General features: G+C 60.9%; 13 protein-coding genes. 10 read left to right on the top strand and 3 right to left on the bottom strand.

Annotated features, from left to right (window positions below):
* The first annotated feature begins 98 nt into the window (after window positions 1–98).
* The gene (locus KTC28_RS19545; RefSeq protein ID WP_216710480.1) at window positions 99–1,112 is read left to right on the top strand and encodes a hypothetical protein; all 1,014 of its coding nucleotides are present in this window, start codon (window positions 99–101) and stop codon (window positions 1,110–1,112) included.
* 343 nt (window positions 1,113–1,455) lie between these two features.
* Here KTC28_RS19545 and KTC28_RS19540 read toward each other — a convergent pair whose 3' ends face one another.
* A complete protein-coding gene (locus KTC28_RS19540; RefSeq protein ID WP_216710481.1) occupies window positions 1,456–2,472 on the bottom strand; it encodes a ParB/RepB/Spo0J family partition protein in 1,017 nt (338 codons plus the stop codon).
* A gap of 252 nt (window positions 2,473–2,724) precedes the next feature.
* On the bottom strand, window positions 2,725–3,933 hold the full coding sequence (locus KTC28_RS19535) for an AAA family ATPase (protein WP_216710482.1): 1,209 nt from the start codon (window positions 3,931–3,933) through the stop codon (window positions 2,725–2,727).
* Window positions 3,934–4,424: 491 nt separating this feature from the next.
* On the opposite strand from KTC28_RS19535, the gene KTC28_RS19530 reads away from it, so the two are divergent.
* A complete protein-coding gene (locus KTC28_RS19530) occupies window positions 4,425–5,717 on the top strand; it encodes a replication protein RepA (RefSeq protein ID WP_216710483.1) in 1,293 nt (430 codons plus the stop codon).
* Window positions 5,718–6,067: 350 nt separating this feature from the next.
* On the opposite strand, the gene KTC28_RS19525 is transcribed toward KTC28_RS19530, so the two are convergent.
* On the bottom strand, window positions 6,068–6,586 hold the full coding sequence (locus KTC28_RS19525) for a lytic transglycosylase domain-containing protein (protein ID WP_226895851.1): 519 nt from the start codon (window positions 6,584–6,586) through the stop codon (window positions 6,068–6,070).
* A gap of 301 nt (window positions 6,587–6,887) precedes the next feature.
* Here KTC28_RS19525 and KTC28_RS19520 point away from each other — a divergent pair, with 301 nt between their 5' ends.
* The 8 genes from KTC28_RS19520 (at window position 6,888) to KTC28_RS19485 (ending at window position 13,501) form a co-directional block, all read left to right on the top strand.
* Entirely contained in the window at window positions 6,888–7,613 is a 726-nt protein-coding gene (locus KTC28_RS19520) for a hypothetical protein (RefSeq protein ID WP_226895850.1), read from the top strand.
* Window positions 7,562–8,500 (top strand): DUF7146 domain-containing protein, encoded by a 939-nt coding sequence (locus KTC28_RS19515; protein ID WP_216710486.1) that lies wholly within the window; start codon window positions 7,562–7,564, stop codon window positions 8,498–8,500. Before KTC28_RS19520 ends, KTC28_RS19515 begins: the two co-directional genes overlap by 52 nt.
* A gap of 110 nt (window positions 8,501–8,610) precedes the next feature.
* On the top strand, window positions 8,611–8,874 hold the full coding sequence (locus KTC28_RS19510) for a hypothetical protein (protein WP_216710487.1): 264 nt from the start codon (window positions 8,611–8,613) through the stop codon (window positions 8,872–8,874).
* A 74-nt stretch (window positions 8,875–8,948) separates the two neighbouring features.
* Window positions 8,949–9,377: an ArdC-like ssDNA-binding domain-containing protein gene (locus tag KTC28_RS19505; protein ID WP_216710488.1), complete on the top strand. Its 429-nt coding sequence runs from the start codon at window positions 8,949–8,951 to the stop codon at window positions 9,375–9,377.
* A 713-nt stretch (window positions 9,378–10,090) separates the two neighbouring features.
* Entirely contained in the window at window positions 10,091–11,920 is a 1,830-nt protein-coding gene (locus KTC28_RS19500) for a reverse transcriptase/maturase family protein (protein ID WP_216710489.1), read from the top strand.
* On the top strand, window positions 11,917–12,561 hold the full coding sequence (locus tag KTC28_RS19495; protein WP_226895849.1) for a zincin-like metallopeptidase domain-containing protein: 645 nt from the start codon (window positions 11,917–11,919) through the stop codon (window positions 12,559–12,561). The genes KTC28_RS19500 and KTC28_RS19495 overlap by 4 nt, the downstream gene beginning before the upstream one ends.
* Window positions 12,548–12,865 (top strand): hypothetical protein, encoded by a 318-nt coding sequence (locus KTC28_RS19490; protein ID WP_216710491.1) that lies wholly within the window; start codon window positions 12,548–12,550, stop codon window positions 12,863–12,865. Before KTC28_RS19495 ends, KTC28_RS19490 begins: the two co-directional genes overlap by 14 nt.
* A gap of 75 nt (window positions 12,866–12,940) precedes the next feature.
* Window positions 12,941–13,501, top strand: a complete 561-nt coding sequence (locus KTC28_RS19485; protein WP_216710492.1) for a hypothetical protein — start codon at window positions 12,941–12,943, stop codon at window positions 13,499–13,501.
* The last annotated feature ends 104 nt before the right edge of the window (window positions 13,502–13,605 follow it).

Genomic DNA, 13,605 nt, shown 5'->3' with positions numbered 1-13,605 from the left:
AACATCTAAAATGCTAGGGTCGCGATAACGCTTCATTATCAGGACTACAAACACTAGTACAGTAGACTGGAAGGTCCTTTTGGCGCTACTAAGGGTGCGTGACGTATCCCCTTCCCGACCTTTCCGCGCCCGATTGGACACCGCTCTTGGCCGGGCTGCTCGAAGCGACAGCGCTCGCAATCGGCCGCCTTGACGCTCGTGTATCCGGCGCATCGACACGGTGGTCGTGGGTCGAGCGGGCGTCGTGGATCGGGTTCACGGAGGCTCGGCGCGGCCAGGGCGCAGAGATCGACGAAATCGACATTTTTGCTCTTGCCTGCGGGGTCGCAGTGCCCGGGCGGAGGCCACCCGCCTTCGCCGCCGATGAACACGCCGCGCTCGCAGCTTGGCAGGCGGCGCTGGCCAGGCCCGACGGACGACACTGGCGCGAGCTGATCCCGGTGACGCTCAACTTGCCGCCAGAGTGGAGCGATCGCCCTGCTCTGCTGCGTGCGCTCGAACTGACCGCGATCCACGCGCGCGCCGATCGCAGCGCGGCCCCGTGGCTCGGCATACCGTCGCTGCTCAAGGCCCTCGGCGTGACCCGGACCCCCCTCCCCTGCCTCGTCGCCGCAGACAAGGCCCTGCGATACGCGCCGCGCGATCGTCGAGCGATCGTCCCGCGATACCTGAAAGCGCTGACGAAAGCCGCCGAGGACGGGCTCGAGCGGCTCAATGCCGTCGAGGGAGACCGAACGCGGGCAGCCGCGACCCTCGGCGCGGCGCGGCGTCCCGGCAAGTTGGTGTCGCTGGTAGTGCTGCTCCAGCGCCGGCCGCTGCTGAGCCCGCTTTATGTGTCGCGTACGCTCGGGCTGACCATCTCCGGGGCGGGCAAGTTGTTAACGCGGGCAGCCCATCAGGGCCTCGTCGTCGAGATCAGCGGACGCCAGGCATGGCGTGCATATCTCGCCCCCGACCTCGCGGTTAAATTTGGATTTGCGGCTCAGCCTGCCGGGCGGCCGCCGCGTCCACCAGAGCCAGACGCACGCGCACTCGCGCGATTCGACGACGAGATGGCCGAGATCGACGCCATGCTCGCGGCGCTAGGAGTCATTGTCGAACCGACCCAGTAGCCTAGAAAGGTCGAGCTCATTTTGGGCTGATGTTGGTACGGGCTTCGCGGCGCGATCATGAGCCCACAGCCCTTCTGCGCAGCCACTCAGCGACCGCGGTGACCCCATTACTAGTCTGCCGGGATTGCATCGAGTCAGGCTCACTGACTATCGTGGTCCGCTAGTCTCGCGGCGGAATCGTGCATGTATGTGACCCGGACGCCAAGAGGGCTAACCGGTCGATCGACACGCGGTCTACTCGAATTGCCGCCGTTTCGCTGCAGCTCTTTGATATTTCACCTTGTGCTGCGCACCAGCGACATCGCCAAATGCATCCGGCCGCCCAAAGCGATGCGTACCGAGATCAGCCTTCCCCAACCTTGAGACGATCAAGTAGTTCAGCAAAAGCTGCAACGAGATCTGCGCGCGTCGCCCCGCTGCGCGTTGGCAGAACGACCGTCGTTCGCGTCTGCCCGCGCGTCGCTCGCATCATTGGACGACCGGACTTGCTTTGCCACTCATCGACAATCACCGCTGCGGGGCGGACGGATCTGGAGAGTGTCGCGCGCTGCAGCTGCCGAACGATATCGGCAGGCCGTATAGTCGGCTGCCCTGCAGCAAGCGACCCGGCCTGAGCATCGGCAAGGTCACGTGCTTCTGCCAGCAATTTACGCGCCGCCAGCGGCTGCCGCAACAGTGGCCCCAAGACCTTCGCGTGCTCGACCTTCAGCTCGCGCGGATCCGCAAAGCAGGCGATAATCTCAGGTGGCAAGGCTGCGAGATCGAGCAACCGTGAGAGCCACGCCGTCTGCAGGTTTAGGCGGGTCGCCATATCTGCTTGTTTGTTGCCATAAAATAACGTGAGCGCCTTGGCGTAGTCCCTTGCCCGCTCGAGATCGCTTAGGTCTTGACGAGCACGATTCTCGACGTCTGCCAGCCGGAAGGCCTCCTCGTCGGTCAGTGCCAAAACCGTGACGAGAAATTCGAAATTTGGATAATTATGCGATCGCAGCCACATGACCGTCCAGTGCCGACGCGCGCCTGCGATGATTTCGAAATCGACGTCAGGATCGCCCTTAACCCGCCTGACGATCGCTGGAAGCCGCTGTTTCCCCTCGGCTTTAAAGCTGTCGATCAGGTCGGCGCAACTTACCTCGTCGAGTAGCGCCTGATCTCGATTGTGATGCTCCCACAGTCGACAGCGAGCGGGATCGACCCACAAGGTACGATCGTTGACAACCTTGCCCGTCGCGAGCTCGGTAAACGCCGACGAGCGGCTTGCGACGACGCTATCGGTCGGAAGCGCCCCGCGCGCCGGCCGATCGCGCGCCGACTCGACATACGAATCGGCGAGACGGTCCCCGAATCCCTTATTTCCCATACTGTGCTCCCTGCCCCGTCCGCCCGTCCACTAGCGCCGATAAATTGTCGATCGACAATTTAGACGTATGTATCTGTAATAACACAGCTTTTGGTTGGATACCGACATCTTCGCACGCTGCAGAAGGCGACTTTTCCAGCTGTAGACCATCATGAGCTGTCGAAACCGTCAGATACTCAGATCGAAGCACTTGTCGCGTCGGTTTTGCTTGCGACGTCAGAGGCTTACCCGAATATTGTCGATCGACAACGCTCATAGCGCCCCCTCGCGGCGCAAGGCCGCCTCATGGCTCGGCCACGTCCTTCTGATCTCGATTTCGATCTCGCGATTGACCGCATTAAGGTGGCCGATGCAGCGAGCGTGAACCTCATGGCTCGTGATCGGACGCTCGAGCTCGTAGACAGTGCTAAGGCGCGAACTCGCGTTGTCGATCTCGGCAGAATCCTTCAGGCTGGCCCGCAGCATGGCGGCCCCAAAAAGCCGCTGCGCCATTTTCATGATCTCGCGGTGCATCGATTTACCGTCGTCGGCCTTGCTCGCAACCAACCTGACGAAGTTGTAAATCGGGCGCTTCCCCCGCAGTTCCTCGAGCTGTTTCATAGTGGTTGCCAGCATGCTGAGAAAGGACGCAGTCGACGAGAAGTCGATCATGCTTGGAGGCATGGGAATGATCATCGCGTTGGCGGCGGTAAGCACTGCGAGCGAGATCATGCCCAGTGCCGGCGGCGGATCGAGAATGACAATGTCGAAGTCATCGGCAACAGTCTCGATCGCCTCGCCAATCTTGTCGATGAAAGCGAACCCGTCGCGACCGCGCCGAGCGATCTCTGCCGCGATCTCGTATTCGGCGTTGTAAAGCTTTAGGTTCGCCGGCAGCAGCCAGAGATTATCGAAATGCGTGCGTCGCAGCAACGGCCTGAGACCAACGATGCCGTCGTCGTGCAGATAGCCGTAAAGGGTGTCCTCGTCGCCGAGATCGGTGTCGGGCACAATGCCGAACAACATCGTCGATGAGGCCTGACTATCGCAATCCATCAGCAGAACGCGATAGCCGCGCATTGCCAGATATTGGGCCAGGTGCACGGCGATGGTGGACTTACCAACGCCGCCCTTGAAATTCTGCACAGCTACAATCGAAAGCGGGTCAGTTCGCTCGCGCGATACCCGCGTCCCGAAAACGCCGCGCATATGATTGATGTCCGCAAGCGTATAGCCGACACGACGATTGGTCGAAGTTCGCTCGCGCGCCGGTAACCGCCCGTCTTTCTCCGCTTCGCGGATCGCCGACGCGCCGCGACCGACCATCTCAGCTGCTTTCGAAATCGCGAAGCGGGGAGCTTGCTTCGTTCCGGTCGCAGCATCGAGTCCGCTGGCCCGCAGCTGCCCGAGGACATTCTGCGCAGCATCGTAGAGGTCAGTGATGTCGTCATGCCCCCCAAAGCTCGAAAAGGCGTCAGGCATAAGGTCCCCGTTTGGCAGTTTGAAAAGCCCTAGCGCCATAAAAGTGCCAAGTCACGCGGAACTGAGTCTATTTCGCCAATCTCATGGCCGATGTTAGTACGCCTGGCCAAGAACGGCTGACGTCGCCACCAACCCGCCGCGAAGGGCTGATCTTGGTACGCTCGCTTTAGACGACGGGGTGCCAAGGCTGATGTTGGTTCTATCCACAGGCTTCGAGGGCTGATGTCGGTGCACTCGATCTAGGGTAACTGGCTGATGTCGGTACACACTCCTATAGAGTCTTTTCCGATAGGATTCCGATAGGGCAGGGGTCAGGTCGATGAAGAAACCGAATCGCAAACCTCGAAAGCCACTCGATCGAGCGTACCGACATCAGCCCGACATTTGGTAGTTCTAGACCCCTTCTGCCCTCAAAATCGCCAAGAGGCTTGCCAAACCGCCTTTTGTAACGTTGTGTGGTCCTATTCGCGGCGAACAGCCAAGGTGGGGCCATGCAATTTGAACTGCCGATCGGACAGCGTTATGCTCGGCAACTCACGGTAACGGATCCGCCAGCGCTTCGTCTCGAGGCACAGCGAGCCGGCCATACGTTGATTTTCGATGCGATGCGCGCCGTCAACGACGCCGATCTCGTACCCGCCTATCTGCATTCGGCGCTGTGTGCCATGTCGCTGCCCGCACGTCGTCCAAAAGACGAGATGGCGCCAATCATTCGCCAGGACGGTCGATATACGCTTGCGATCACACCAAAGCCTGTCTTGCGCCGCATTGACGGCGAGATGACGCTGCAAAGCCTCGGGGTGCCATTCGGGTCTTACCCTCGCGTGATCCTTATTTACATCATGTCAGAAGCAGTTCGTACCGGATCGCGCGACGTCTATCTTGGCGGTAGCTTCGCCGAATGGTTGCGCCGACTCGGCTATGAAAAGGCGACGCACGGCTCACGGGGTACCGCCAGTCTGCTTCGGGGCCAGTTAGAGCGCTTGTTGGCCTGTGAGTGGATGATCCGCTGGGACGACAATGCCTCGGACGACGCGGCCTTTGCGGTCAAGGAGGTTAAGCTGGCGAATGAGTATGCTGGCTTGAGGGGGAAGGACGGACAGTTCATCAAGGAAATCCGTCTCGCCGATGCGTTCTTCGAACATCTGCGCGAACACGCTGTCCCGCTCAATGAGGCAGCAATCCGAGAGTTGAAGAACAATCCAACCGCGCTCGATCTCTACACCTACTTTGCCTATCGTCTTCAACGCATCAGTGGCGATCGCCCCCAGCTCTTGTCCTGGCAACAACTCGCGTGCCACCTCGGGAACGCGACCGAATCGCCGCGCAAATTTCGCAGCACGATCCGGCAAAGTTGGGATCTCGTATCAGGCGTATATCCAAACGCGCATATCGATCTCAATGGACCGGTCATCAAAATGTGGAGTTCACCGCCACCGGTCGAGAAACGTCTTGTCGGGCCGCACCTGCACCTCGTCAAACCTCCACAAGAAGTGACTTATGAGAGCGGCAAGGCGGATATCATCCTGACCCCAATTGCTGTTCCTCAACCGCCAGTACTGCCCGCGGCATTTCCGAGCGGCTCGTTGTCCTTTGGCGGCGACGCGGAGCGTCTGTTTCGTCAGATCGCACGCGAACATGGCGGTGGTTACGACGTCGACTCGATCGCAGGTGCGTATCGCAACCAAGTTGGCGAGAAGCTGCCGATGCTGTCAGGCCCGCGTCTGGAGAAATCCTTTCGGATGTTCTGCGTCAGTTATGCCGAGCGACGCGGACCGGTATAGTTTTCGATGCTCTGAGGCGGATTATCAATCTACCTAGGCAATGCGAAGACGAGCGATTGCCTGTCCGAAAAGCGAGACCTAACTCGACTGCGATACTGGCTCGACCTGGCACCAGAGGCCGAATTCGCTGAGTTTTGCCGACAGTTGCTGCAGGGCCAAAAAAGGACATCCTGACGCCGGATCCGCAGTATTTAGCTTCGACTGGTAAAGCAGGTCACGCGTGCACGCTGTCTCTGTCGACCGACAGCGTACCTTAGAGAGTGGTATTCGTAATACCGGATAGACTTTTCCCCGAAAGTTTCTTGTAGCATGCGCAAACGCATTGGGGCCTGGTCAGACTAACGACGATCTCAATATTGCGTGTGTAGCTCAAATGACATCGACACGGCATGCGATACGAGCGCCGGCAAGTTTAGCTGCGGGGCCGGTGTAACCTCATTGAAGTAGCCGAGTATCTTCTCGACATAGCTCGGCGTCTCATGGTTGAGCGGGATACCGCGCCAGCGATCGACCGCACCGCGTCCGGCATTGTACGCGGCAAGGGCGAGCGGCACGGATTGGTAGCGGTCGATCATCGATCGCAAATAACGCGCACCGCCTTCGATATTCGCGGCCGGATCGAAGCGGTCGATAACGCCGAGGTCATTTGCGGTTTGCGGCATCAGCTGCGTCAGTCCGCCGGCACCGGCGGCGCTGACCTCGGACGGTCGGTAACGCGATTCCTGCATTACCAAAGCGTCGAGCAGCCCGGCGGGCAGCGCGTGGCGGCACTCGGCGTCGCGGACCAGCGGCCAGTACGCTAAGCGACCGGCAATCGTCGCTGCCGCAAGCCCACGATGCGGCGCAGCTGGCCGTTTCGCGCAACTCAACGTGGCCGATGCGTCGCTGGCGTCGCTGCGCCCTTCTGCGCGAGCAGAAACGTCCGCTGACGCTGGCACCGCCCATGAACCGTGTTGATAGACGACAAAGTCGCCGGTCGATCGCGACTCAACTCCATTCGCGCGCGCAATCTCAGTCGGCGCGGTGCCGTCAAAAGTTACCGAGCTGACGGTGCCAGCGTGCGCCGTCCCCGCCAGCAGTCCTAAGACGGCAAGATGCCTCACCTGCATTGCTCAAGAATCTTCTCACGTCTTGCATTCGTCAAGGGTCAGAATAGCAAAATTCGCCCAGTTGCCGGTCAACTGTCAGAAATTAGAGGGGAGGGGGCCTGTTTTTAGCGACCCTGCGAACGACAAGGAATATTGGATGATTGACAATGATCAGGAGCCGATCGTGCGGCCCTATGTGCTGCTGCCAAGCGGAAACGTAATCGACCTCGTCGATCCGTCGCCGATGAGCTGGTCGAACAATGACCTCGCGGTCGGTCTATCGCGAACATACCGGTGGGGTGGTCATTCGGCGTGGAAGAACCCACTGTCGGTCGCTCAGCACTGTCTCACCGTACTTGCAATTCGGGAGCTTGACGGCCCGCTATCGCCCGAGCTCGCGCTTTACGAATTGGTCCACGATGCAGAGGAGGGGCTGATCGGATGGGACTGCGTGTACCCACTCAAGCAGTTCCTCGGCGCGCCGTTCGCTCAACTCTGCGCTCGGCTGACAGCCAGGATCGCTGAACGCTACAAATTACCCGCGTTGACGACCGAGGAGCGCCGCCTTCACAAGTTGGCCGATCGCCGCGCAGCAGCGAGCGAGGCGCTTCACGTGGTTCGCTGGTCGCCCGAACAGATCAGCACCACCTTGAACATTGCAGACGAGCCGCTTGGCCGAGATCCGCTCATTTATGGGATCGATCGCGGAACCTATGTCGCCTGGGAACCGTGGACGAGCGAATATGCGGCAGCAGAATGGCTGTCACGATTCACGCTCGAGCTTGCCCGCGCCGGAGTCTGGTCGTGAACCGTGCGACCGTCTCCCATGTTGAGCTTGAACAACAAGCTCGTTCAATCGTCGACCAGCTCGGCGGAAAATGGACGGCGCGCGGCGGCATGTGCCGCTGCCCGGCACACGACGACAGTAGTCCGAGCCTGTCGGTCAGACTCGGCGACACCACGCTGCTCGTCCACTGCTTCGCCGGCTGCAACGCGATCGATGTCCTGAAGGAGCTACGAGCGCTCGACAGCGGTGGTGTCAAGACGAGCCACGAGCGGCAGCGCGTCGAGCCCTACAATCTGCAGCCGCTTGCCGAGCGATTGTGGATCGGCGCCCGCACCCTATCAGGATCACCCGCCGCAATCTATCTTGAGTCGCGCGGCCTCGTCTCGCGGAGCGCCCAAATCCGCTTTCACCCCCGCGTTCAGCTCGGGAGCGGCGCGGACGCCGCCTTTCACCCGGCGATGGTCGCCGCCGTTCGAGATGATAGCGGGCTCGTTGCCGTCCACCGGACGTTCCTCAACAGCGGAACTGGATCCAAGGCCGCTTTCGATAACCCCAAACGACTGCTCGCGGTGCCCGGTGCCGGTGCGGTGCGCATCGGTGTGGCCACTCGCGTGCTCGGCCTCGCCGAGGGCATTGAGACCGCCCTGGCTGCCAGCAAAATCCACTGCATCCCGGTGTGGGCGGTGCTCGGCAACGAGCGCTTTGGCTTGGTTACAATCCCGCCGCGTGTTGAACGCCTCGTCATCCTCGCCGACAACGACGCCGGCGGCGCGCGCGCCGCGCAACTCGCACTTGATGGCCAACACAGCGATGGACGGACAATCGATGTTATCTGGCCACCTTCGGCGCACAATGACTGGGCGGACGTGCTGATGGCCGGGAGAGGGGAGGGGGCTGCGCCGGATTGAGCCGGCCATGGCGGCGCGTGCTCGACCGGAGAGACTCTCATGACCGTTCAGATGATTGCCGCGACGTCGCCGAGGCCGACCTCGGCAAGCTTCCGAGCACGCTTGGCATCATGATCGATCTCGACTTCAACGGCACCGCCCTCGTCGCCGCACTGGCTCGTCGCGGCACGAAGGTGCAGCGCGCCGGCACCCCGCTGACGCTCGCGTCGGTGCTGGTCAACTTCTTGTTAAGGATCGAGATCAAGGATTACGTTGCGGCCCGGCTCGACTGGTACAAGTCGCTCGGCTGCTTCACCGAGATCGTCTCGTACAAAACGCGCCTGTTCACGCCCGTTGACCGTACGGAGGCGATCATCGCCGAGCTGATGGCCTGAATACATCGCCGAGAGGGGAGGGGGCGGCCCGGGGTTGACCCCGCGACTTCTTCGACGGGGCATGGAGACCCCCGATGAAGCCAGCCCCCACCCGTGTCGCTCGCACCCGCGCCGAGACAAGTAGTCCAGCAAAGCTGATCACCGACGCAATTATCGCTCGGCTCGAAGCCGGGGTGAGCCCGTGGCGGCGCACATGGGCACTGTCACGCGGCCATAGCGGCCGACCGATGCGCGCGTGCGGACAACCGTACCGCGGCATCAACGCGCTGTGGCTGTGGGTCGTCGCCGACACCAACGGCTATGTCAGCCCGACGTGGATGACGTACCGTCAGGCAGCCGAACTCGGCGGCCAGGTCCGCAAGGGCGAGCGCAGCACGATCGCGGTGTTCTATAAGACCTATCTCGCCCGCGACACCGCCAGCGTCGCTGACACGAACGACGGTGACGAAGACCGCACCCGTCGCATTATGAAATCCTACAACGTGTTCAATGGTGCGCCGTAACGGCGGAAGTAAAGAGGAGCTCTACCATGAGTAGATGATCTTGCTGGTTATAGATCATGTCCACTGGACTAACCTCGGCCAGCAATGGCTGTAACCCCGAAAGGGGCGGGGAAAAGTAGCATGTTCAGAAAAGGTCCGGAAGCGCCAAAACCATTTGCGGCGTCATGGATCAGGGCAAGACGTGTAAGGTGAAAGCTATACTGCCTGAACCCCAGTTTGCAGCGGCAAATAACGGAGCGGTGTCGCAGAATGGTTGACGCGGCACATCGGAGAGATGGAGGAAAGGGCGTTGAGTTCCTCCCGAGCGAACGGTTTTACCGTAAGCCTGCCAGCCTCTCCGGCGCACCCTCTGTAGGGAGGGGTAAGTGAACGAACGGGGCACCTAACCACGTCGGAACTCCAACTTCCGTAATTACGGGATCGCCTAAACAGGATGGCTTGCAGACCTGCACGGCGACGGAGCCGCCATAGTACTCGAAAGCCCGGTGTAACGACCGGGACAGCCCCCACAATTGGTGGGGGACGGGCGCGGCCATAAGCGCAGGGCAACCGGCGCGAAACGCCTCAACGCTCGGGGGAAGGGCGGCAGCGACTGCGATCAGACGTCCTCACAAGGAGGTGTGCTAATGCTGCCAGATACCATTGAGAGGGCCGTCCGGTCACTCCCGACCATAATCAGGTCGGGTCGGCAGGTTAATGGTCTCTTCCGCTTGATGAAAAGCCCGCTCCTATGGGAGCATGCTTATCAAAAGATCGCGCCTAATAAGGGGGCGATGACGCCGGGTGTTGACGGAGAGACGTTCGACGGCTTTTCGCCGGAGAAGGTCTCGTCGATCATCGACCGGCTGGCGGATGGAAGCTATCGACCAAAGCCGGTACGTCGGGTTTACATTCCGAAAGCCAACGGCAAGAAACGGCCGCTTGGCGTGCCGACCACGGAGGACAAGCTCGTCCAGGAAGTGGTGCGGACGCTGCTTGAAGAAATCTATGAACCGCTGTTCTCACAGCACTCTCATGGATTTAGAACGAGGCGTTCGTGCCATACGGCGTTGGAGTCAATCCGCGCCCAATGGACGGGGGTGAAGTGGCTGATCGACGTTGATGTTGTCGGATTTTTTGACAACATCGATCATGATGTTCTGATCGGTTTGCTGGAAAGACGGATTGCGGATCGGCGCTTTGTGCGTCTCGTCCGCGGCTTGTTGAAGGCAGGCTATATCGAGGACTGGGTCTATCATCGGACCTACAGTGGCACACCGCAGGGTGGGGTCGTCTCCCCGATGCTGGCTAATATCTACCTGCACGAACTCGATTTGTTCGTGCAGGAGCGGATCGCCAGCTTTACCAAGGGGGACAAACGCGCGCGGTCGAAAGACAGCAGGCGTATAGGCCTACGAACTTGCTACCTTCGGAAGCAACTGGATGCTAAGCGTGCCAAAGGGCATGCTGACCCCCAGAAGATCGACTCCATGTTGGAGGAGATAGGTCGGCTTAAAGCAGAACGGGCGACCGTTCCGGCATCCGACGCCCTTGACCCAAACTATCGGAGACTGCGATACTGTCGCTACGCCGATGACTTTCTCATCGGGGTGACCGGCAGCAAGGCGGAAGCTCGCCAGCTCATGGACGAGGTCAGGGTTTTCCTGGCCGATACTCTAAAGCTGGAAATCTCTGCTGAGAAAAGCGGAATCCGAAAAGCGACGGACGGGGCGCGGTTCCTTGGATATCAGGTCTGCACCAGCACCAACCGTAACCCGCATAAGGCGATCTTCAGTGGTCGTCCGACATTGCGGCGCGGCTTGGCGGATCGGTTGCGGCTCCGAGTTCCAAGAGATCGGGTTGTCCGGTTCGTCAACGACAAGGGTTGGGGGGATTATGAAGCCTTCCAACCCCGTGGCCGACCTGAACTGCGCTTCGCGAGCGATGTGGAGATCGTTCTCGCCTACAATGCACAATGGCGCGGCTTTGCGAACTATTATGCCCTTGCCGACGATGTGAAGCGCAAGCTGAATAAAGGCGGCTACTTCGCCCTGTTCTCTTGCGTCAAAACCATCGCTTCGAAGCATCGGACATCGGTTCGCAGTGTCTTCGCGAGAATGCGGCGTGGGACAGACTTCTTCATACGCTTCGAGGTGGGAGACGAAGCCCGAGCGATCAAGCTGTGGCAGTTGAAGGACCTTCGGCAGCACGTCCGAACGTGGGGAGGGATAGACATACCCCGGTCCACCCAGTTCGTGTTCAGCAGAACGGAGTTAGTCGAACGGCTCAACGCGCGTCAGTGCGAGCGTTGCGGTCGTGAAGATCTTCCCTGCGAAGTCCATCACGTCCGCCGGATCGCTGAGATGGCGCATGCCGGGTTGTCTCGCTCCATGCGAGCAGCACGACAGCGCAAGCGCGCGGTTCTCTGCGTGCCTTGTCACAACGCCGTCCACGCCGGACAACCAACCGACCGCCAACGGCGGATAGCACGCAGTCGTGGAGAGCCGGATGCGCTGAAAGGTGCACGTCCGGTTCGGAGGGGGGCCGAGCAATGTTCTCAATGAGACGTTGCCGGCCTACCCTACTCGCGCAGGTCGACGGGCTTCCCGACCGATTTTCGTCATCTGCGTCCATCGCGGTCGAACTTGGCAGTTCGCAGGAGGAGGCCCATCGCGCCGAGATCGACGCATTCATCGCCGGCACTGGCGCCGCAATCGTCCACGGCGGCAACGAGGCATGCTACTATCCGAGCTTCGACACGATCCACCTGCCACAGTCCGCGGCGTTCGACACCTACGCCGATTACGGCGCGACGGCAGCGCACGAGCTGACGCACTGGACGGGGCACCCAAGCCGCCTCGACCGCGACCTCGCCAACCGGTTCGGCAGCGATGCCTACGCTGCCGAGGAGCTCGTCGCCGAGCTCGGCTCGGCCCTGCTCGGCGCCGACCTCGGCCTGCCGGTCACCCACCTCGACAATCACGCCAGCTATATCGACCATTGGCTGCGCATCCTGCGCGCCGACGAGCGCGCGCTCATGACCGCAGCGGCCCGCGCCGAAGAAGCTGCGACCTTCCTTCTCGCCCGCGCCGGTCGCGCACCCGGCACCACCGATGATGCCGACGGCGAGCCAGGCGACACGGCCTCGCCCGATGAGCGTGCCTACGCGCCGCTCGCGCTCACTGCACGCCATGCCGCGTTATGATCATCCGGCGTATCAGTCCGCGTTCGAAGACCTTAATGCGCTGCTCGCGGCCAAGCTCAACGGTCGCCCCGACGTCGAGTATATGGACACGATGATGTACGGCTTCTGGGGCGATGGGCACAGTTGGCCGTTCGAAGGCAACCTCTTTCCAAGTGACGCCGTCGCCGAGCAGACGTGGCTACGGATGCTCGCGGTGCAACTGGCGCACTGGACCCGCACGCCGCTCGTGACCAACACCCAGCCCGACTTTAACCGGGTGGGTAATGCGGCGATGCTCGATCGCACCGTTCGCAGCCGCAACTGAATCCGGTCCGACACGATCTTCATCGAGAATACGCAGATCGAAGCCCTCAGCAATCGTCCGCCATGGTGTGCGGCGGTGAGCGAGGTCGGCATGACGCGCGGAGACGTGGATGTGCTCGACATCGACGAGGGTGTCACGCTGAACGAACGGATCATCGACCATGTCCTTGCCGTCGGCGCCAATTATTGGTCGGTCTGGAACTGGCACGACGAAGCGGTCGAGCATATTCTCAGTTTCTACGACCGCGACCCTGCGCCGGTTGATCGTGCTGCGCGACGGATTGGGTACCGTGTCTATCCTGCCTTCATCTGGGCGTTTGGTGACGGCGGTACGAACGGGCTCGTCGTCGGCCTCGCCAATGACGGCGTTGCGGCACCTCCGGGTACCGTTCAGCTTAGCATCTCGGATGCCGGGGGCCAGGTTCTCGCGCGTGGCTGTGTCGACGCCGGCTATCCAACGCCTGCCGGTATCCGTCAGGCGATGCTGCGCCTTCCCCTGGGCATTGCGTGGGAAGGTCTGCATTTGCGGGCGGAGCTGCTGGTGAAAGACGTGGCTCACCCTCTCAAATGGGCGTGTCGGCAACAGACGGACAGCAATGGAGCGCTCACCTTGAGGCGCAACGTTCGCGCCAGCTGACCAATCTCATTATTCAATTGGGCAGCGAGCAAATATTCTTAAGTGCGACCTGCATCGTCCGGCTGATACCGAGGCCTGTTGGCGGCCGCGCGCATTCCTTTGCG

Origin of the sequence: Polymorphobacter megasporae (genome assembly GCF_018982885.2) — a bacterium.
GTDB classification, from domain to species: Bacteria; Pseudomonadota; Alphaproteobacteria; order Sphingomonadales; family Sphingomonadaceae; genus Polymorphobacter_B; species Polymorphobacter_B megasporae.
This window is presented reverse-complemented; position numbering and strand designations above follow the sequence as displayed.